Origin of the sequence: Streptomyces sp. NPDC097640, assembly GCF_040302705.1 — a bacterium.
In the GTDB taxonomy this organism is placed as follows: domain Bacteria; phylum Actinomycetota; class Actinomycetes; order Streptomycetales; family Streptomycetaceae; genus Streptomyces.
The window spans coordinates 118,935-137,444 of sequence record NZ_JBEOSB010000023.1 but is presented as its reverse complement, the minus strand read 5'-3'; the positions used below and the strand labels follow the sequence as shown (position 1 = coordinate 137,444).

Annotated in this window: 20 protein-coding genes; 11 read left to right on the top strand and 9 right to left on the bottom strand. The window is 70.1% G+C overall.

Annotation, left to right across the window (positions count from 1 at the left end):
• Positions 1-3 precede the first annotated feature (3 nt).
• The gene (locus ABTY62_RS31895; RefSeq protein ID WP_352132891.1) at positions 4-981 is read left to right on the top strand and encodes an alpha/beta hydrolase family protein; all 978 of its coding nucleotides are present in this window, start codon (positions 4-6) and stop codon (positions 979-981) included.
• A 93-nt stretch (positions 982-1,074) separates the two neighbouring features.
• Here the strand turns inward: ABTY62_RS31895 and ABTY62_RS31890 are convergent, their stop codons facing one another.
• Positions 1,075-1,536 (bottom strand): VOC family protein, encoded by a 462-nt coding sequence (locus tag ABTY62_RS31890; RefSeq protein ID WP_352132890.1) that lies wholly within the window; start codon positions 1,534-1,536, stop codon positions 1,075-1,077.
• 173 nt (positions 1,537-1,709) lie between these two features.
• Here ABTY62_RS31890 and ABTY62_RS31885 point away from each other — a divergent pair, with 173 nt between their 5' ends.
• Entirely contained in the window at positions 1,710-2,708 is a 999-nt protein-coding gene (locus ABTY62_RS31885; protein WP_352132889.1) for a helix-turn-helix transcriptional regulator, read from the top strand.
• Positions 2,709-2,790: 82 nt separating this feature from the next.
• Here the strand turns inward: ABTY62_RS31885 and ABTY62_RS31880 are convergent, their stop codons facing one another.
• A complete protein-coding gene (locus ABTY62_RS31880; RefSeq protein ID WP_352132888.1) occupies positions 2,791-3,165 on the bottom strand; it encodes a nuclear transport factor 2 family protein in 375 nt (124 codons plus the stop codon).
• Between the two features lie 143 nt (positions 3,166-3,308).
• On the bottom strand, positions 3,309-4,331 hold the full coding sequence (locus ABTY62_RS31875; RefSeq protein ID WP_352132887.1) for a helix-turn-helix transcriptional regulator: 1,023 nt from the start codon (positions 4,329-4,331) through the stop codon (positions 3,309-3,311).
• Between the two features lie 170 nt (positions 4,332-4,501).
• Here ABTY62_RS31875 and ABTY62_RS31870 point away from each other — a divergent pair, with 170 nt between their 5' ends.
• Positions 4,502-5,140, top strand: a complete 639-nt coding sequence (locus tag ABTY62_RS31870) for a hypothetical protein (protein ID WP_352132886.1) — start codon at positions 4,502-4,504, stop codon at positions 5,138-5,140.
• Between the two features lie 1,090 nt (positions 5,141-6,230).
• Here ABTY62_RS31870 and ABTY62_RS31865 read toward each other — a convergent pair.
• Positions 6,231-6,698: a helix-turn-helix domain-containing protein gene (locus ABTY62_RS31865; RefSeq protein ID WP_352132885.1), complete on the bottom strand. Its 468-nt coding sequence runs from the start codon at positions 6,696-6,698 to the stop codon at positions 6,231-6,233.
• Between the two features lie 149 nt (positions 6,699-6,847).
• Here ABTY62_RS31865 and ABTY62_RS31860 point away from each other — a divergent pair, with 149 nt between their 5' ends.
• The 8 genes from ABTY62_RS31860 (at position 6,848) to ABTY62_RS31825 (ending at position 10,785) form a co-directional block, all read left to right on the top strand.
• Positions 6,848-7,153: a helix-turn-helix domain-containing protein gene (locus tag ABTY62_RS31860; protein ID WP_352132884.1), complete on the top strand. Its 306-nt coding sequence runs from the start codon at positions 6,848-6,850 to the stop codon at positions 7,151-7,153.
• Between the two features lie 256 nt (positions 7,154-7,409).
• Positions 7,410-7,715: a hypothetical protein gene (locus tag ABTY62_RS31855; RefSeq protein WP_352132883.1), complete on the top strand. Its 306-nt coding sequence runs from the start codon at positions 7,410-7,412 to the stop codon at positions 7,713-7,715.
• Positions 7,712-7,981 carry a hypothetical protein gene (locus tag ABTY62_RS31850; RefSeq protein WP_352132882.1) on the top strand — a complete coding sequence of 90 codons (270 nt, stop codon included), beginning with the start codon at positions 7,712-7,714 and terminating at the stop codon, positions 7,979-7,981. Before ABTY62_RS31855 ends, ABTY62_RS31850 begins: the two co-directional genes overlap by 4 nt.
• Positions 7,974-8,675: a hypothetical protein gene (locus ABTY62_RS31845; RefSeq protein ID WP_352132881.1), complete on the top strand. Its 702-nt coding sequence runs from the start codon at positions 7,974-7,976 to the stop codon at positions 8,673-8,675. Before ABTY62_RS31850 ends, ABTY62_RS31845 begins: the two co-directional genes overlap by 8 nt.
• 62 nt (positions 8,676-8,737) lie before the next feature.
• Positions 8,738-9,040: a hypothetical protein gene (locus tag ABTY62_RS31840; protein ID WP_352132880.1), complete on the top strand. Its 303-nt coding sequence runs from the start codon at positions 8,738-8,740 to the stop codon at positions 9,038-9,040.
• A gap of 60 nt (positions 9,041-9,100) precedes the next feature.
• Complete coding sequence (locus ABTY62_RS31835; RefSeq protein WP_352132879.1) at positions 9,101-9,565, top strand: hypothetical protein; 465 nt, start codon at positions 9,101-9,103, stop codon at positions 9,563-9,565.
• Positions 9,555-10,211, top strand: coding sequence for an RNA polymerase sigma factor (locus tag ABTY62_RS31830; protein ID WP_352132878.1), 657 nt, complete (start codon positions 9,555-9,557; stop codon positions 10,209-10,211). The genes ABTY62_RS31835 and ABTY62_RS31830 overlap by 11 nt, the downstream gene beginning before the upstream one ends.
• Positions 10,212-10,317: 106 nt before the next feature.
• The gene (locus tag ABTY62_RS31825; protein WP_352132877.1) at positions 10,318-10,785 is read left to right on the top strand and encodes a hypothetical protein; all 468 of its coding nucleotides are present in this window, start codon (positions 10,318-10,320) and stop codon (positions 10,783-10,785) included.
• Positions 10,786-10,847: 62 nt separating this feature from the next.
• On the opposite strand, the gene ABTY62_RS31820 is transcribed toward ABTY62_RS31825, so the two are convergent.
• The 5 genes from ABTY62_RS31820 to ABTY62_RS31800 form a co-directional block, all read right to left on the bottom strand.
• Complete coding sequence (locus tag ABTY62_RS31820) at positions 10,848-12,032, bottom strand: MFS transporter (RefSeq protein ID WP_352132876.1); 1,185 nt, start codon at positions 12,030-12,032, stop codon at positions 10,848-10,850.
• Positions 12,033-12,347: 315 nt separating this feature from the next.
• Positions 12,348-14,627: a glycoside hydrolase family 3 N-terminal domain-containing protein gene (locus tag ABTY62_RS31815; protein WP_352132875.1), complete on the bottom strand. Its 2,280-nt coding sequence runs from the start codon at positions 14,625-14,627 to the stop codon at positions 12,348-12,350.
• Positions 14,624-16,558 carry a glycoside hydrolase 5 family protein gene (locus tag ABTY62_RS31810; protein ID WP_352132874.1) on the bottom strand — a complete coding sequence of 645 codons (1,935 nt, stop codon included), beginning with the start codon at positions 16,556-16,558 and terminating at the stop codon, positions 14,624-14,626. Before ABTY62_RS31810 ends, ABTY62_RS31815 begins: the two co-directional genes overlap by 4 nt.
• A 73-nt stretch (positions 16,559-16,631) precedes the next feature.
• Positions 16,632-17,684 (bottom strand): LacI family DNA-binding transcriptional regulator, encoded by a 1,053-nt coding sequence (locus ABTY62_RS31805; RefSeq protein ID WP_352132873.1) that lies wholly within the window; start codon positions 17,682-17,684, stop codon positions 16,632-16,634.
• The gene (locus tag ABTY62_RS31800) at positions 17,681-18,508 is read right to left on the bottom strand and encodes a carbohydrate ABC transporter permease (protein WP_352132872.1); all 828 of its coding nucleotides are present in this window, start codon (positions 18,506-18,508) and stop codon (positions 17,681-17,683) included. Before ABTY62_RS31800 ends, ABTY62_RS31805 begins: the two co-directional genes overlap by 4 nt.
• Positions 18,509-18,510: the final 2 nt, after the last annotated feature.

Below are 18,510 nucleotides of genomic sequence, written 5' to 3'. Positions count from 1 at the left end.
ATCATGAGTGAATCGACCTACACAGCGGACATGTTCAGCTCACCCACTCCCGTCCTCTCGGTCAGTCCGGTGGTGCTGCCGGCTCCCGGCCGGGCCGTGGGCCTGGAGGTGCGCGTCTCCGCGCCTGTGACCGGGGGCGACCTGCCGGTCATCCTCCTCTCGCACGGCCAGGGATACTCGAACAACCTCTCCTCGCTGAACGGATACGCCCCACTCGCCAACTTCTGGGCGGCGCACGGCTTCGTCGTGATCCAGCCCACCCATCTGAGCTCCAGGACACTGAGCCTGGACGCCGACACCCCCGGGGCGCCTCTCCACTGGCGATCACGGGCCGAGGACATGAAGCGCATCGTCGACCAGCTCGACGCGATCGAGGCCGCCGTTCCACAGCTCCTCGGGCGCCTGGACCACAGCAAGGTCGCCGTGGCCGGGCACTCGATGGGCGGGCACACCGCGAGCCTGCTGCTGGGCGCCCGGCTCACCGATCCGCACGACGGAACGGAAGTGAACCTGGCCGAGCCCCGGATCAAGGCGGGTGTACTGCTTGCCGCGCCCGGCAGGGGTGGCGATGCCCTCAGCGAGTTCGCGGCCGAGAATTACTCGTTCTTCCTGACCACGGATTTCTCCGAGATGACGACCCCCACGCTCGTGGTCGCCGGCGATAAGGACACTTCTGCCCATCTGACGGTTCGCGGCCCGGACTGGCACACCGATCCGTACGTCCTCTCCCCGGGCCGCAAGTCCCTGCTGACCCTGTTCGAGGCAGAGCACGGGCTCGGCGGGATCTCCGGATATGACGTCGCCGAGACCACGGACGAGAACCCCGAGCGGGTGGCTGCGGTCCAGCGGCTCACCTGGGCCTACCTCCGCACCGAGCTCTACCCCGGGGATTCCGCGTGGCAGACGGCGTGTGACGCGCTGACGGATGGCCCCAACCCGCTCGGACGGGTCGAATCGAAGTCACAGAAGCGCCATCCATAGCCGATCAACAGCACGAGACGGTTGCTCTCGACGGTGAGCCGGCCGCCGCCACCGGCCCGCGCCGGTGGCGGGCGGGGTGCCGTCCCAGCTGCGTCAGTCCAGGCAGAACTCGTTGCCCTCGGGGTCTGCCATCACGATGAAGCCGGCGCTCAACGGGGGAGCGGGTTCGTCGCGGCGTACCCGCGTGGCTCCGAGCGAGACGAGCAGGTCGCACTCGGCCTCCAGCGCCGCCATCCGCTCCTCTCCCCGCAGTCCGGGAGCCGCACGGACGTCGAGGTGGACACGGTTCTTGGCGACCTTGCCCTCCGGCACCTGCTGGAAGAACAGCCGTGGGCCGCGCCCGTCAGGGTCCTCGATGGCCGACTTCGTGTTGCGCTGCTCCTCCGGTACGCCGATCCCCGCGAGGAAGTCGTCCCACGCGGCCAGCGGGTCGGCCCCGTCGGGCAGGTCGACTCCGGGCGGCCCGGGGTGGACATAGCCCAGTACGTCGCGCCAGAAGGACGACAGCGCCCGCGGGTCATGGGCGTCGAAGGTGACCTGGATGTGTCGGCTCATCGGGTTGCTCCGTTCGTAGCGGATTTCGTGGGCGGGGAGACGTCGCGTGGCAGACGTACTCCCACGGACGACGTGCCCGAGTCGCCGGGCGATCGTGCGTCTGTGTCGATGAAGCCACCCTGACACTCCTAGCGGACAGAATCGGTCCGCTATCGTCTGGCAGAGTGGGCGGCATGGATGTGGCAAGCGGTGATGAGCGGGGCACGACGGAGCGGGTGCTCACCCTGCTCGGGCTGTTGCAGCAGCGCCGGGTCTGGACCGGCCCCGAGCTCGCCGACCGGCTCGGGGTCACACCGCGCACGGTGCGGCGTGATGTCGAGCGACTGCGGACGCTCGGCTATCCGGTGCATGCCAGCCAGGGCGTCGGCGGCGGCTATCAGCTCGGCCCGGGGCACGACCTGCCGCCGCTGCTGCTCGACGACGAGGAGGCGATCGCCACCGCGGTCTCGCTGCTCGCCGGAGCGGGTGGCGCGGTCGCAGGCGCCGGCGACGCCGCACTCCGAGCGCTGGCCAAGCTCGACCAGGTGCTGCCCACCCGGCTGCGGCACAAGGTGGGCGCGCTCTCCGGCGCGGTGGAGTTCTTCGGCGGAGGCCGCACGCCGGTCGACCCGGAGGTGCTCATGACGCTGGCCAGAGCCAGCCGCGACGAGGTCGAGGCCGGTTTCGACTACCCGTCCGGGAGTGAGGTACGACGGCGGCGGGTCGAGCCCTACCGTCTGGTCGCCTCCGACCGGCGCTGGTATCTCCTCGCCTACGACCTCGACCGCGACGACTGGCGCAACTTCCGCGTCGACCGGATGACCGATGTGTCCGCACGGTCCTGGAGCTTTCGCCCGCGCGAGGCGCCCGACGCGGCGACGTATGTGCAGGAGAGTGTGGCGAGTCGGGTCTATCCGCACCAGGCGCGCTTCCTCGTGCACGCGTCGGCCGACACGGTGCGCGCGCAGATCCCGGCGGCCGCGGCCGTCGTACGACGGCGGGGGAGCGAGCTCTGCGAGGTGCTCAGTGGCGCCGCCAGCCTCGACTTCGTGCTCATGCATGTGCTCCTGCTGGGGCACGACTTCGAGGTGCTCGACCCTCCGGAGCTCCGGAGGCGCTGTCACGTGCTGGCGGAGAAGTTGCTGTCGGCCGGCGCGACGACCTCACCAGCGCCGGCCACGGAGAAGTCATGACGTGAGACGCTTCTTTCGCGGAGGGGCGCGGCGGGCCCGCCGCCGTCGCGCGGACGGACGGCAGACCCGCTTTCCTTCCTGGTCAGTGCTGGGATTTGGCTCCGGCCTGGACCGCCGGGAGCAGGTCGAAGACGCTGATCACGTGGGTGATCTTGTCGTTCTCGACGGTGATGTAGTCGACGCCGCGGAAGTCCTTCGCGAAGGGCGTGTCGGTGGTGTAGACGGTCGCCGCGTGGGTGTCGTCGGCCAGCACGTTGATCACCGTGCCGCTGATGAGCGCGGTCGCGAACGGCTCCAGGAACTCGCGATAGCGGGCCACGCCCTCGAAGCGGCCGTTCGGGGCCTCGCACACGACGTCGTCGGCGAGGAAGCCCAGCGCCTTCTCTACGTCGCGACCGAGCCAGGCACGGGCGAACTGGTCGGCGATCTTCTGGGCGGAGCCGCTGGTGGCAGTCATGGGAAGTGTTCCTTTCAGGGTGTTTCGTCCCCGCCGCGCGAACGGTGCTCCGGCAGGTTCGTGTCCCATCTTGGGCAGCGATACTTGACAGCGAGCGTCATGTATTTCTGGAATCTTCGTCCCAGGGGCCCGTGCCGGGTGTGTCAGACGCCGCGACCCTCGGCGTACAGAGCGATGGTCTCCCGCGCCCGCCGGACCAGGGCCTCGCGCAGCTCCGCAGGCTCCATCACCTCGACCGCCGGGCCGAACACCAACAGCTGTTCGGCCGCCCGAAGCGCGGGAAACCGCAGCTCCAGCTCCACCGGTTCCCCCTCGCTGCCCGCCTCCGCCTCCGCCTCCGCGTCCGCCTCCGCCTCCGCCTCGGTCAAGGCGGACGCAGGACCCACCAGGTCGGCTTCGTGATAGCGCAGGAAGCGGGCCAGCTCCGACCGCTGCACCCGCACGATCACCCGCACCGGCGCCGGGATCCGGTCGACGCGCTGCCGGAGCACCTCCCACACATCCGCCAGCTCCACCCCGTCACGGCGGCTCACCGGCTCGTCGACCAGCGACGCCGACAGCATTCGGTCCGAACGGAACATCATCGGCTGCCCCCGGTGGTCCGCCACCAGGTACCAGGCCCCGGCCTTGCTCACCAGCCCGTAGGGATCCAGCGTGTACGACCGCACCTGAGCGTCACGGCCGTGCCGGTAGCGCAACCGTAGCCGCCGGTCGTTGAACACCGCGGCCTGGAGCACCCCGAGATCGACCGTCGACGGCCGCGGGCTGCTGCGCCAGCGCACCGGATCGATCATGATCCGCCTGCTCGCCAGATCGGCGTCCCCGCGAAACGGCGCCGGGAGCGCCGCCATCACCTTGCGCAGCGCCGAACCGATCGCCGGCCCCAACCCCAGATCCGCATGCGCCTGCTCCGTGACCAACACGAACAACGCGCGGGCCTCGTCGGCGGTCAGGCCGGTGACATCGGTCCGGTACCCCGGCAGCAACGCGATACCGCCGTTGCGCCCGCGCTCCGCGTACACCGGCACCCCTGCGGCCGACAGCGCCTCGACGTCCCGGTAGATCGTGCGCACCGACACCTCCAGGCGCGATGCCAGCTCGCCGGCGGACACCTGCCCGTGTGTCTGTAGCAACAGCAGGATGGAGAGCAACCGGTCCGACTTCATGCCTCAAGCATGGTGCACCTACATGACGGCCGGCGTCATGTATCCCCCGCTGCATGTGAGCGAGGGGGAAATGCCGCGCCACCGACTAGGTATGGGTTGCAGGCTGCGCCCAAGGGACACCGACCATGGGCACATGCTTCAGATCGATTCCCCGAAGAGGAGAGAATCCCATGGCAGATTCGAACGACGACCAGAAGCGTGTCACCATCGCGCTGAAGTCCGTGCACTGCGGTGACACCGAAGACATTACCGGCGCCGATGAACTCTACGTCGCGGGTGGCGCGGGGACCAGCTCTCGGTCCGGGGCCAAGCACAAGGCGATTCTGACCAAGGCGATCGAAATCAATAGTGGGCAGCAGAAGATTCTCTCCGGCCCTGATTATGTGATCTTCGATGACAACGTGTATGTCGACGACTTCGTCGAGCTGGGCCTCGAATTCCGGGATCAGGACTTCAGCGAGAATGATTTCAACGCCAAGTACGTGGCGTTGGTCTCCGCGCTCACCGGAGCCATCGGAACCGCCGTCGGTTCCCTGGCCACCCCCGCCGTGGGGGCGGTTGCCGGAGCGATTCTCGCCGCCACGCCGCCGGCGCTGATCTCGGTTCTGGCGAGCATCGACAGGGACGACGTCCTTGGGACGGTCCAGAAGAGGGTGAATGTGGCCGCCTATCCGGACGGGCGCAGCGGGCCGTTCAAGTGGAAGTTCTCGGACAGGAAGCCGAACATCGTCGAAGAGCCAGGGCTGCTCGCGTGGAGTGACTGGGACTACGAGGTCAGCTACGTGATCGATGTGAATCCGGCGCAGTGACCCTGGACATCGGCTGATCAGCCAAGCGCGCGCCGGTTGCGCGAGTTCTGCGCGGTCGGCGGCCGTGCCACCCGGTCGTGATGACAATGAGTCAGCACGGCCGGGTGGCATTCGGGCAGACTTCCCGAACGGGATGGCTTGTCAGCCGGTGCACTGCGGGAGCCAGGGAAACCAGACGCAGAGGCAGTCGTCAGGGTTATCCGGACCCGGAGTCGACGTAGCGGTCGGCGTGGGCGTGGGGTCGCTCGATCCCGGTGCTGTGGTGCTCGGCTGAACCGTCGGTGTGCTCGGCGTGGGGGCGCTCGGCGCCGGTGGCCTGGTGCTCGGCTGCGCCGTGGGTGTCGGGGCATGTGTTGTCGACGCGCCCGGGGTGGGCTCGGTCGGTGTCGGCGTCAGGGGCCGGCCGGAGGTGAATGACCGCTGGGGCCGCTGCGCTGCGGTGCTCGTGCCCGGTGTGTCGGCCGTCCTGGGGGAGGCAGTCGGAGGAACTGATGGCGAGGCCGACGGGGAGGCAGCGAGAGCCGTGCTCGTCGCTTCCGAGTTGGGGTGCTCCGGTGCGGTTGCGGACGGTGTCGAACTGCCGCCCGGAACAGGTGTGTTGTGGCCACTGCCGGAGGTGACGTAGAAGGCGGCGGCGGTTGAGGCCGCGGCGAGGGTGAGCGCGGTGGCCGCCGTGGTAACACCGCGAGGGCGGCGCAGTGTGAGGGAACGGATCCGCTCGCCGAGCGAGGCGAGAACGGCGGCGACACCGCCACCGATGTACAGCGCTAAGTGTCGCTTTCGATGGGCGGGCTCCGGCGGCGTGTCCGGTGCCGCTTCCGGTGCCACGATGGCCGTGGGCGTGAGTTGCTGGAGCGCGGCGATCTTTTGAGCGGTGACCTCGGCGTGGAGCTGGTCGAGCTGCTTCGCCTGCCTCTGTTGTTTCTTGTGGAGGAGGGTGATGGCCAGGACCGCCGCGCCGAGGATCCCAGCCAGTAGAACGTCAACCACGTATTGCCCCTTGTTGATTTCTGGTGGTGTGGGGGTACGGTTTGACGCTCTCAGGCCATGGGAGCCCTGGGCGAATACGTGATGTGTTTGTGACGTGGGGTCAGCTGATGTGTCGGTGCTGCTCGCCCCGCTCCTTCTCTCCCCGCGCGGGTGTCATGTGGCCAACCCTGCGAAGGACTTCGTTTCGCGCCTCGGGGGAGAGGCTCTCCAGGAGCGCGGTGATCGCCGCGAGGTGCGGATCGCTCGCGTAGGCGTCTGTTGAGTCTGCCGCTGCCGCCGGTGCGGCGAGCTCCTCCAGCGCCTCGGCGGCAGCCTCGCGGTCGGCCTGTCTGAGTTCGTCGGCGGTGACCCCGGCGACATGTGCCATGCGGGCGAGTGTCTCGTCCGGCGCCCTTACGGGGATATGGGAGCCGCTGACGGTCTGGTAACCGCCGACGATCTGCCGCCACCGGGCGTCGCTGATCCCGGCCCGCCTGGCTGCCTCGCGGCCGGAGATCCGGTTTCGCTTGAGGGCCTTTTTGATGAGCACGGCTTCGAGGGGCGGCTCTGGCCGCGTGTCTCGATTCATGCTTGCAGGTTCGCACGACTACGCGCTACTGCGCCACCTCGGCCGAGGATGTGGCGCTCATCGGGCGTCCTAGCGCGTACCTGCGCGACTAGCGCGTGCTGCGCGCGCAGTAGTTGCTATGCGCGCTACTGCGCGCTAGCCTTCAGGTCATGAGCGATCGTCCCCAGCGGCGCCGCAGAGGTGCCCCCTTCCATCACGCGCCCGAGGCGGTGACGTACGCCCGGGAACAGGCCGGACTGTCCCAGAAGAATCTCGCCGAGCGCTGCGGCATCAGCCAGTCGCTGATGTGCGACATCGAGGCCGGCCGCCGCAACGCGACCCCCGCGACCCTGCGCCGGATGGCCGCCGTTCTGAACTGTCCGCTGGTCGTACTCCAGTCGAAGCGCCCCGGTGTGCCGACGTCGACCGACAAGACGGAGGCACCGACCGGGATGCCCGAGCGGAAGGCGTTCTGAAGCTCAGGCCGCGCGCCTCGCCAGAACTTCTGCCGCTCAGCGGCCTTTCCTGCACGGCGTCATGCCCAAAAACGTTCGCGGGTGTGCTCGAGGACGAGCCGGCCACCAGCACGCCGCCGGCAGCCGCCAAGCCCGTGCCGAAACGCACATCACACGCCGCCGTCTCGCGACGGCGGGCGGGGCCGCCCCGACCATGCCACGTCCGACAGCCCCGAATCACCAAAGCCACTGCGACACCGGGAGAAGAGGCACCCCCTTGAAAGACAAACGTGAGGGCCACGCGGCGGCCGCCGCGGCCCCTCCCGAACTGACCGTCTACCGGGCCGAAGCCGGACACCGTCGCTTCGCCCTCGACCTGTACACGAACCGGGAGGCCGCCCGCGCCCACTGCGAGGCCTACGCGCGCCGTGAGCCGTGCCACCAGCAACTCGACTGGTACCCGGACCCCGAAAACGAGGCGGTGGAGCGCCTGTTCGTCGCCGCGGACAAGGTGTCGTACACCGGGTTCACCGTCACCGCCGTTACGGTCGCCTCCGAGTACGGCGGCGAGGCCGACGAATGAGCCACACGACCACCACCAGCGACCTGCTCGCCTGCCTGGCCATCTCGATCGTCCTGTTCGGTGTGGTGTTCGGGCCGTTCTGCTTCCTCATGGGCCGCGAGCCGGAGAAGAACGCCGGTACACGCGCCCGCCGTCCGTCCGCCCCACGCCCCGGCCGCCACCGATTACTGCCCGCCGAGGGCCGGACCACCCCGCACACGAGGCACGCCTCCGGCCCGAGCCGGCGCCGGGCGTGCCCGACCAGGACAGCAGGAACCCATGACTGATCAGACAGTGGAGCCGATCGGCCCGGAGTACCTCCGCCCTCTCCAGCCCGAGTGCCCGAACTGCTCCTGCTGCACGGCGCCGTTGTGTCAGAAGGGGCGCAACAGCACGCTGGAGTGCATCGGCAACACGCGGACCGAGTTCGCGGCCACGGTTGCCGGATGCCCCTGCTCGGCGGAGACCACCCGCGGCACGCACGCGTGGCGGATGGCGCGCATCCGAGTGACCCGGCACGCGCTCGAAGTGCCGCTCCCGGACACCGCGGAGGGAATCCTGCGAGGGCTCGCCGACGGCACGGGCACGGTGAACGAGCCGGCCGGACTGATCACGCCGCTACGGGCTCTCCGGTACGTCGCGGTCGACAACGGCGCTCCGTCGATCACCGACCTCGGCCACGCCTACCTCACGGCCCGGGGCGAGCCGCGGTTCGCGACACCGGTCGAGGTTCAGGCGGTCGACGTCGCCATGTGCACGGCCCGCGTGGTCGTCGTCGGCTGGAACCCCACCGCCGGGGTGACCGTGCTCCTGGACCAGCTCACCCACGCCACCGGATGCACGGCGGAGGAGCTTCCGGGCAAGCACCTGGAGGCCATCGCGAACTGCCGCACGCAGGAGGCCGACGACATCGTGCTGACCTCGATCCGTATCGCCCCGTCGCTCCCCGAGAGCTGGACGGGGGCGGAGTCGTATGGCTGAGCGTCGCGCCCCGGCCGAGCGCCGGATCTCGCGGCGAAGGCGCCGTGAAGGGGGTGCGACCGGTGCTTCTGCTTGAGTTGCTGATCGCCATCGCGGAGCCGATCGACGCCGCCATCGCTTCCGCGCATGTGTGGGCGCCCATCCTCATCACCGCATGCTGCGCGGCGATCCTCTGCCGCCTGAGGCGGTCGGCACGCCGGCGGGCCCGCGCCAGGACGACCGAGCGGAACACTGCCCGGCCGGGCGCGTACAGCGATCAGGACACCGTCACGCTCAGGGTCCCGGCCTGCACGGACTGGTGTCCCGACTGGTGTCCGCGGACGTGCCCGGACGTGTCCACGCCGGAAGAGACGGGGGAGAGCTGATGCCTCGTCCGATCACGGAGACCACCGAATGACACAAGAACGAGAGGCCCCAACCGATCCATGGAGCTTGACCGCCTTGCCCGGCTGACCGAGTCCGCCCTCCGGCACGCGTTCGCCCGGGACTGGGAACCGGCCGCCGCGGCCGTCACCGAGATCACCGACATCGGTGACGCTGCCGACATGTACGTGGCGTGCTGCGGGTTCGCCGAGATCGGCCGCGCCCAACTGCTCACCCTGTACCCCGGCGGCCCGTCCGCACCGGCTCATGGCCGGGTGTGGCAACCCGGACACATCCGCCGCGCCATCAGGCCCGACGCGGACGCACACGACGCGTTCGCCGCCCGGTTCCTGGCCGCATGGGCGAACGAGGACACCACCACGACCGTGGCCCTGTACGCCACCGCCAACCACGCGGGGACCGCCACCCGCACGGAGTCCGTGTGCGCGCTCCTCGCCCACGTCACCAGCCTCCGCCACGACGCCCGGACCGCGACTATGTGTATCAGGACAAGAGATGACGGCTGACGGCAACCTCCAGGCGGACCTTGATGGCCGCATCGCCGGAATTGAGTGTCAGCAGGATGTGCGGGATGGCTGGGAGTCCCTCAAGGACCCACTGGCGCGATACGCGTACTCTGTTCTTTGCGCATGGATTTCCAACGGTGTCATCTTCTCCAAAATTGAGCGACTGACCAGGATTCGCCTGCATGCCGCCGGCGAGCTGTCCAAGGATCCGGACGCCGCCGCCGAGCTGTCCGGGTTGACGGTCGCAGTTGCCCTGAAGTCGTTTCTGGAGCGAATGGAGCGGGGCAGCGGGTGGCGTCCGGGGGGCGGGTCGTCTCTCAAGACCTACTTCGTCGGGCAGTGTCTGATGTGTTTCCCCAACGAATACCGTCGATGGCTCAGGGAGCATCGTGACGGGCGCCTGCCAACGCCTGTGCCCGCGCACGAGGAGTATTTTGACGTACCTGACGATTCCCCAGGTCCGGAACGATCAGCGGAACTTCACATCGAGTCGTTACGGATCCTCGGGCGAGCCCCGATCCGGACCCGCGCCGTACTCGCCTTCACCGCGGTCGGATACTCCCAACGTGAAATCGCCGGACGTCTGAGCACCACGCCCAAGGGAGTCGAGAAGCTACTTCACCGATACCGGAAGAGGTATCGCTGACCTGAGAGCGTGCGAGGGGGGCGGCGCAGAGGCTGACTAGAAACATGGTGCTAGGGACAACAGGCCGCCGCTATCCGGCGGCGCAACTGAAGGAGAGGGTACTCGAATGATTTCCAGCGAGATCGAAGGCATCTCTGAGGCGGAGTGGGACTTCCTCGCCGCGACGATCGGGCGTTCTGTCGGTGAGGTAAAGGAGGCTCTGGAGTCCGTAGACGAGTCCTCCGAGCCCTTTGTCGTCCCGCTGGAGCTCCTGAAGAAGGAGTATGAAATCCCGCTTATCCCGGGTGTGCTGGCCTTCAAGCTCTCGGCCGAGTTCACGGGCGGTGACGACTGGAAGGCCAGCGTAACCTTCAAGATTCTGGTGTTCGGTGAGGAGTGCTACTCCCAGAAGTTCGTCGACTTCTCGAAGGAGAAGCAGGTCGTCCATATCAAGCCTGGGACATTTCTGTTCCATGCCGATCTGGAATTCGGGTTCTATGGTGAGAAGTACTGCTTCGGGTTGCACGGGGAGGTGAAGGTGATCGGGCTCGAGAAGAAGGAGTTTGGTTTCGAAGACGTGTTCTGCATCGGTTAGCTGAGGGCCGTCGCCCGAGCGAGGCCCCGGGCTGCTGAGAGGGGATTCGACGTCCCCAGTCCTCAGCCCGGGGCTCTGCCGGCCGCCAGCGCCAGGGCGGTGACCAGATACGGCAGCGCAGCCCAAACGAAGGCGGTGTCGTGCGCGGTGGCCGAGCTGACCGCCGCGTACGCGCCGTACACCGACATCGTGGCCAGGTCCGTGCCGAGGCCGGCGACCGAGGTCAGGGTCGCACGGTGTCTGGCGTCGACGCGCGCCTGGAGGCGGGCGTCGGCCAGCACGGTTGTCAGCTGGAAGCCACCGAAGGCGAGGGCCACGAGCGCGAGGCCGGCTGGGGTCCGAAGCGCGGCGCCGGCCGCCAGGGCGAGCGCGGCGCCCGCGAGGAGCGCGGCGAGTCCGGCCCGGCCCAGGCGCGCGCATGCCCCGGCCATCAGGCCGCCGGCTGTGGCCCCGGCCCAGATCAGCAGGAGCAGATGGGGAATGGCCGCGCCGGTGACGCCGGTTTCCCGCACCAGGAGCGGGGTGTACTCGTCGAGCGCGCCCCACACGGCACCCACCGCCGGGACGAGCAGCAGGGCTCCGCGCACGGAGCGGTTGGCGTGAGCCTCGGCGAGGCCCGCCCGCAGCGTCGTGGCCCAACTGTCACTTCGGGCGGCCGGCGTCCGGTGTTCTGGCAGCCGGGTGGCGGTCGCTGCCGCCAGCAGGCAGGCCAGCACACTGGCCCCACCGACGGCCGGATAGCCGCCCACGGCGAAGACAGGTCCGGCGAGCGCCATCGCCACCATCACGGCCACCAGACCGGCCGCGCGGACCCGGCCCATGACGTGGGCGTACCGATCGGCCGCGTCGAGCCGGCCCAACTCGTCGTACACGAGCGCCTCCAACGCTCCGGAGCCGAGCGCCCCGCCAGTGCCCCAGAGAGCGAAGCCGAGCGCGAAGGCCCCGTACGACGGGGCGAGCACCCACAGCGCGAAGCCGACAGCGGTGAGCAGCGGTCCGAGCCACAGCAGCAGGCGACGGGAAACGGTGTCGGCCCATGCGCCGGACGGCACTTCCACGAGCACGCCGGTGACCGACCAGAGGGCGAAGAGAGAGGAGATCTGCCACAGCGACAGACCGGTGTCGCTGAAGAGCAGCGCGTACACCGGGTAGAGCAGGATGAGGTCGTTGAGGAACGCGTAGCAGTACAGCGTCGCCGTCAGCCGCCGGATCCCGGTGGCGGGCACGCGTGCAAGAGAGGGTGTCATGAGGCCTTCCCGCAGGGACAACAATTCGGACGCCGGGAGCAGGGCGTCCGGGGCGGCCCACGGGAGGCACGGCTGCGGGATCAATGTCGCCAGGTCATGACATGGCATGGTAGGCGGCGGGTTCGGTGCGTCGCAGGGATTTTCCGGGCGAAGGGGGGCGGACTCTGTCGGCAAGATCCAGTTGGTTCACGAGTTCCACTGAGCGGCAGTTTCGGAGCGCGCACCCGGCCGGGCAGCCGGGAGACGACGGCCGGGGACGGCCTCGCCCGGCGCGCCCGGGTGGCAGGCTCCGGGGCGTCACGGAACGTGTCGTGATCAGCTTGGGCGCGCGATCACCAGCCTCGCCCCCTGCGTCCGGGCGGAAGAGGGCCCGGTCTCCAGGAGGAGTTCTCCGGTTTCGACGGCGAGGCCGAGATCCCGGGTGACGGAGCCGAGAGTGTCGGCGTCGATCTCGAACACGGCGTCGGCCTCCTCCCCGGGCCGCAGGTCGAGGCGCGCGAATCCGCGCAGCTCGCGCGTGCGGGGCCACGAGGACCCTCCCGACAGCCGCCGTACATAGAGCTGGACCGTCTCGCGTACCGGCCGCTCTCCGGTGTTGCGCACGGTGACCCGGCAGGTGAGGGTGGGATCGGCCGGGGTCACGCGGGCTCGCGACAGCCGCGGTGGCGCGTAGGCGACCGTGGTGTACGACAGGCCGTGGCCGAAGGCGTACCGGGCAGTGGCGGGCTGGTCCACGTAGCCGCGGTACCCGTGGTCCTTCGCGTTGTAGAACACCGGCAGCTGCGCGGCCGACCTCGGTACGGACACCGGCAGCCGTCCCTCGGGCTCGGCCGCGCCGAACAGCACGTCGGCGACGGCCCGTCCGCCCCACGGGCCCGGGTACCAGGCGCTCAGCACGGCCGTGGCGGTGCCGGGAAGTTCGGGCAGAGCGTGCGGACGGCCCTGTACGAGCACCACGACCACCGGCACGCCCGTGGCCGCCACCGCGTCCAGGAGTGCCAACTGCCCGTCGGAAAGCCGGAGATCCGCCAGATCGACGCCTTCCCCGCACGTCATGCCCACGGGGTCGGCGGAGGTGACGACGGCCGCGCCGTTGGAGTCGAAGACGGTGTCGCCCGACCGGGCGCTGGACCCGCCCAGGACGAGTACCGCGATGTCCGCCGCTGCCGCCAGCGCGGCCGCCTCCGCGACACCGGAGAGGTCGCCGCCCACCAGATCGCACCCCGGCGCGTAGTCGACCTCGGTGTCCGGCGGGGCGGCGGACCGGATGCCGTCCAGGACTGTGACGTGATGGGAGCCGGGCCGCTGCGGCGCGGTGTAGTCGCCGATCTGCTGGGCGATCGAGTCGGCGTTCGGGCCGAGGACGGCGATCCGGCGGGGCGACGATGCGATCGGCAGGACCCCTCCGTCGTTGGCGAGCAGCGTGATCGACGCGCGGGCCACGCGTTCACTCAGCTCGCTCGGATCGGCGCGCTCTTCCCCAGGCGCTTCGGCACGCGAGGAGGGCTGGTCGAAGAGGCCCAGACGGAACTTGAGGGCCAGGACCCGGGCCACGGCGGCATCGAGGGTCTGCTCCGCGACGAGCCCCTGCGCCACCGCCTCGGCCAGCTTCGGATAGCAGGCGTCCCAGAGGCTGAGATCGCATCCGGCGTTCAGGGCCAGGGCACCCGCGGCCACCGGGTCTCCCGTGAGCCGGACCAGACGGTCGACGGCGCCGCCGTCCGCCATGACGATCCCGTCGAACCCCCATTGGTCCCGCAGGAGTTCGGTCAGCAGCGTCCGGTTGGCCACACAGGGCAGGCCGTCGAATTCGTTGTAGGCCGCCATCACCCCGGCGGCGCCGGCTCGTACGCCGGCCCGGGCCGCCGCCAGGTGGATCTCGTGCAGCTCGCGGGCGCTCAGCTCGGTGGCCGCGCTGTTGCGCCCGCCGACGGTGGCCCCTTGGCCGGCGAAATGTTTGAGCACGACGGCGACTCCGGCACCGCGCATGCCCCGCACCAGCGCCTCGGTGAGCCGGGCCGCCAGATACGGGTCCTCGCCGAAACACTCCTCCGCACGGCCCCAGCGCGGGTCGCGCACCAGGTCGAGGGCCGAGACGAGCGCCACGTGGCCGCCACGGGCCCGCAGTTCCGCGGCGGCACCGGCCGCCGCGGCCTCGTACAGCTCGGGGTCCCAGGTGGCGCCGACGGCGAGGTTGACCGGCATCACAGTGCCGCCCAGAGCCTGATGGCCGTGCGGAACCTCCTCGACGAGGAGCACCGGTATCCCCAGCCGGGTGTTCTCCATGACGTACCGCTGCACCACGTCGGCGACCCGGGCCCCGTCCGCCGCCGTGATGCCGTCGGCGAAGCCGACCCCGGACCAGGGGTCGGCCCGCTGTAGCCCGTACAGGGCTCCCATGCCGTCATGCGCGGCGACCTCGGCGCGGAAGGCGTCGGTGAGTCGGTGGCCGTCCGCCGTGCGCTCGTAGGCATGCCATCCGTACATGCGCTGGTTGACCTGGCCCACCTTCTCGGTGAGCGTCATGCGCGCCAGCAGGTCGCGGACCCGCTCCGCGACCGGCGCGGACGGGTCGCGGTAGAGGTGATCGGTCACTTCAGCTCCAGGACGCGTACCCCGTACGGGGCGAGCGTCACGTCCGCGGCCGGTGCGCCCGACTCGAGGTCGTGCAGTGCCCCGTCGGCGACGGGGCGGACCGTGAGCTCCTCGGGGCTCTGGCTGACCAGCCACACGAAGCGGCGCCCGTCCTCGTGGACGACGAGGTCCGCGCCGATGTGGGGGCTGTCGACCGTCACCGGGCGCCGGACCCCGGCCACGTCGGCGAGCGCCGCGTACAGGCGGTGGGTGTCCTCGGGATTGACGCGGGCGGTGCGGGCGGCCATGTGCTCCAGGGGATAGGTGGCCAGGACGGTGCGACCACGCCCGGTGTCGCGCACCAGGAGGGCGGGCCGACCGTGTGCGTCGACGGCGACGACACGCGCGTCACGGGGGAGGACCGGCAGATACGCGCGGCTGTCCTCGTTGCCCGCGACGGGGAAACGCAGGGTGTCCCCTGCCGCCAGCCCGCCGAAGTCGCCGGTGAACGTCATCTCCAGGACATCGTCCTCGATCGGTTCGGCCACACCGTAGGAGAGCTGTAGTTCGACGCCGAACAGCCCGTCCAGGTCGTCGAACCACGGGCCGCGGGTGCCGGGGTGCTCGCCGGAGCAGAACGAGAGGTAGACGGTGGCGCCCGCGTGGGCGCGGCGTTCGAGCTCACGCCGGGTGCGCGTGGTGAGCTGACGGGTGGCCGGCAGCAGGTACAGGGCCGCGTCGCCGGGTAGCCCGTCGGCCTCGCGGGTGAAGCCCACCGGCAGGTCCGCGGCGCGGGTGGCGACGTAGCTCTGGTGCAGGGAGGTGAAGATCAGCGGCCGGTCGGCGGGCCTGCTGTACGGGTAGCCGCGCTCCAGGAAGGCGGGCACGACCAGCGCCGCGTCCGCGTCGGGGCGTCGGCACCGCGTGAAGTCCACGGCCCCCAACACCTCGGCGAATGCGGCGAGTTCGAGGAGCGGAGCCTTGGGGGCCCCGGTGCTGTCGGTGATACCGAAGTGCATCTCGAAGGGGTGGTGGTCATACGGCGAGTGGTCCCACAGATCGTCGTAGTCGGTGTTGTTCCAGGCGATCCAGCCCGTCGCTCCGCCGAGCAGGGAGTTGTGCAGGGTCTGCCGGTAGTAGACCGCCGCGTTCTCGGCGGACACGGTGTCCGTGGAGAGGCCGAACTCCTCCAGTACGACGGGGTGTCCGGTGACCGAGGCCAGCTCGCACTCGAAGGCGGCGCGCAGGTGCTGACGGGGCCGGTCGGTGTCGGAGCGGTACACATGCGGGCCGACGAAGTCGACGTACTCGGCGGTCTCGCGCAGAGAGAAGCCGTTGTCGCGGCCGGTGACCTCGATGCCCCACGCTCCGTCGCCGAGGGAGACGGGCTGGGTGCCGCCGGCCGCCCGCACGGCGTTGCACATGGCCTGCGCCCAGGCCGTCACCACATCGGAGGAGGGCGGATCCACCTGGTAGACGCGGCCGTATCCCGGCATCTCATTGGTGATGAGCCAGCCCGTGACCGCCGGGTGGTCCTTGAAGCGGCGGGTCATCTGGGACACGAACCACGCCTGGCGGCCGACCATCCACACGTCCTCGTACAGATCGCGGCCACCGCGCCAGGCCGGGTCCCAGTTCTCGCCCGACATGTGTCCGACGATGAAGGTGGGTACCGTCCCCATGCCCGTCTCGCTGTGGGCGTCGAGGAAGTCTCGGAAGCGTTCGCACAGCGTCTCGTCGACGCGGTGGGGCTGCGGATGGAAGTCGGGCCAGTAGAAGAACGACCGGGTCATGGTCAGGCCGTGCTCGTGCAGCACCCGCAGTTCCGCGCGGACCGTCTTCGGGTCGTAGTCGCGCCACATCAGGGGCCCGCCGGTGCGGGACCAGAAGTTGGCGCCGAGCCAGGGCAGGACGGCGGGGTGGTGGGTGAGCTGGGCGCTGTGGCGTCGCATGGTCCTTCTCGGATCTCGTGGTGCGGTGCGGGGGAGACTCGTGGATCTGTTGGTCGTGGTGGCGGCGCGGGCGTCAGGCGGGGGAGACGGGGGCGGGCCCCGTGGACTCGCGGACGACCAGACGCGGTCGGTCGTCGAGCACCGTCTCCTCGACGTCCTCGCCGCAGCGGGCGAGGAGCAGCCGGGCGGCGGCCGCGCCGACCCGCTGCACCTGCTGGTCGACCGTGGTCAGCCGGGGGTGCAGCCACCGGCCGAGCGGCAGGTTGTCATAGCCGACGACCGACAGGTCGTCGGGGACGCGCAGACCGGCGCGCTGGGCGGCGCCGATGCCGCACACCGCCATGGAGTCGTTGGCGTAGACGATCGCGGTGGCGCGGTCGGCGGTGTCCAGCAGCGCCCGGGTCGCGGCCACGGCGGACACTTCGGTGAAGTCGGTGTGGAGGACCGCGTAGGGCCGCAGACCGGCCGCCTTGAGAGCCGTCTCGAAGACACCGCCGCGCAGCCGTGTGTGCAGCAGGCCGGCGGGGCCCGCCACATAGGCGATGCGCCGGTGTCCGAGGCCGAGCAGGTGGCGGACGACCTCCTCGACGGCGGCGCCCTGGTGGCCGAGGCCGACGCTCGGCACCCGGGCGGCACGGTCGGGAGGACCGAGCAGCACGGCGGGCAGGCCGAGGCGGGCCAGCAGAGCGGGGCGCGGGTCGTCGGTGTGCGCGTCCGTCAGGACGGCCCCGTCGACCCGGCCTTCGGCCGTGAGCTGCCTGTAGAGGGCGTTCTCCTCCTGCGCCCCGGCGACCAGATGCAGCAGGAGACCGTAGCCGCGGGGCGCGAGTTCGCCCTCGATACCGGTGATCAGCTCGCTGAAGTGCGGATCCGCGCCGAGCACATCGGTGGGGCGCCGCACCACGAGCGCGAGGGTGCGGGTACGGGCGTTGCGCAGGGCGGCGGCGGGCGCGCTCGGCGACCAGCCCAGCTCTCCCGCGGTGTCCAGAATGCGCTGCCTGGTCGGCTCCGACAGCCGGCCCTTGCCGTGGAAGGCCTGGGACACGGCCGCCGTCGACACCCCGGCGGCGGCCGCCACCGCCTTGATGGTGGGCCGGCGGCCCTGCTTCCCGGCGGGCGCGCTCACATCTTCACCGCGCCGCTGATGAGCGCCTGCTGCATGCGCTTCTGGAGCACCGTGTAGACGATCCATACGGGGATGAGGGTCAGCACCGTGCCGGCGGTGAGGACGCCGTGGTCGGTGGCGATGACCGCCTTCAGCGTGGGCAGGGCCGCCTGGACGGTGCGCTGGTCGGGGTCCGGGCCGATGATGACGAGCGAGTACAGGTACTCGTTCCAGAACGTCAGGAAGTTCAGCAGGACCACGGTGGCGATGCCGGGCAGACACATCGGCGTGTAGATGTGGCGCAGCACGGTGTAGGTGGACGCCCCGTCCATCCGGGCGGCCTCCTCCATCTCCCTGGGGATGGTCCGCATGAACTGCACCAGGATCACCACCGACAGCGGCATCGCCGTCGCGGGCAGGAAAAGGACCATGAAGAGCTGCGTATGGAACAGTCCGGTGGCCGCGGCGAGCAGAAACGTCGGGAAGAGCGCCGCGAACGTCGGGATCAGGAAGCCGAGCGAGAAGACCTTCTCCATCGCCGAGGCCAGCCGTCCGGTCGACCGGGCGAGGGCGAACGACGCGGGCAGCGCCAGCAGCAGGGTCAGCGCCAGCGCAAGGCCCGTCACCAGCGCGGAGTTGACGATGGCCGGCCCCAGGGAGGCGCTGGTGTAGGCCGTCCGGAAGTTGTCGAAGCCGAGCGAGTCCGGCAGCGCGAAGGGATGGGCGAAGATCTCCTCGTTGCTCTTGAACGCGGAGGCGAGGAAGTAGTAGAGCGGCACGATCAGCAGCACCGCGTAGGTCCACACCAGAAGGTGTGCGGGCAGCCAGCGTTTGCCGAGTTTCATGG

Bases quoted from the DNA above. Each gene is read 5' to 3' on its own strand.
- ABTY62_RS31895 (WP_352132891.1), top strand. From the start codon at position 4: ATGAGTGAATCGACCTACACAGCGGACATGTTCAGCTCACCCACTCCC.
- ABTY62_RS31890 (WP_352132890.1), bottom strand. From the start codon at position 1,536: ATGAGCCGACACATCCAGGTCACCTTCGACGCCCATGACCCGCGGGCG.
- ABTY62_RS31885 (WP_352132889.1), top strand. From the start codon at position 1,710: ATGGATGTGGCAAGCGGTGATGAGCGGGGCACGACGGAGCGGGTGCTC.
- ABTY62_RS31880 (WP_352132888.1), bottom strand. From the start codon at position 3,165: ATGACTGCCACCAGCGGCTCCGCCCAGAAGATCGCCGACCAGTTCGCC.
- ABTY62_RS31875 (WP_352132887.1), bottom strand. From the start codon at position 4,331: ATGAAGTCGGACCGGTTGCTCTCCATCCTGCTGTTGCTACAGACACAC.
- ABTY62_RS31870 (WP_352132886.1), top strand. From the start codon at position 4,502: ATGGCAGATTCGAACGACGACCAGAAGCGTGTCACCATCGCGCTGAAG.
- ABTY62_RS31865 (WP_352132885.1), bottom strand. From the start codon at position 6,698: ATGAATCGAGACACGCGGCCAGAGCCGCCCCTCGAAGCCGTGCTCATC.
- ABTY62_RS31860 (WP_352132884.1), top strand. From the start codon at position 6,848: ATGAGCGATCGTCCCCAGCGGCGCCGCAGAGGTGCCCCCTTCCATCAC.
- ABTY62_RS31850 (WP_352132882.1), top strand. From the start codon at position 7,712: ATGAGCCACACGACCACCACCAGCGACCTGCTCGCCTGCCTGGCCATC.
- ABTY62_RS31845 (WP_352132881.1), top strand. From the start codon at position 7,974: ATGACTGATCAGACAGTGGAGCCGATCGGCCCGGAGTACCTCCGCCCT.
- ABTY62_RS31835 (WP_352132879.1), top strand. From the start codon at position 9,101: ATGGAGCTTGACCGCCTTGCCCGGCTGACCGAGTCCGCCCTCCGGCAC.
- ABTY62_RS31830 (WP_352132878.1), top strand. From the start codon at position 9,555: ATGACGGCTGACGGCAACCTCCAGGCGGACCTTGATGGCCGCATCGCC.
- ABTY62_RS31825 (WP_352132877.1), top strand. From the start codon at position 10,318: ATGATTTCCAGCGAGATCGAAGGCATCTCTGAGGCGGAGTGGGACTTC.
- ABTY62_RS31820 (WP_352132876.1), bottom strand. From the start codon at position 12,032: ATGACACCCTCTCTTGCACGCGTGCCCGCCACCGGGATCCGGCGGCTG.
- ABTY62_RS31810 (WP_352132874.1), bottom strand. From the start codon at position 16,558: ATGCGACGCCACAGCGCCCAGCTCACCCACCACCCCGCCGTCCTGCCC.
- ABTY62_RS31800 (WP_352132872.1), bottom strand. From the start codon at position 18,508: ATGAAACTCGGCAAACGCTGGCTGCCCGCACACCTTCTGGTGTGGACC.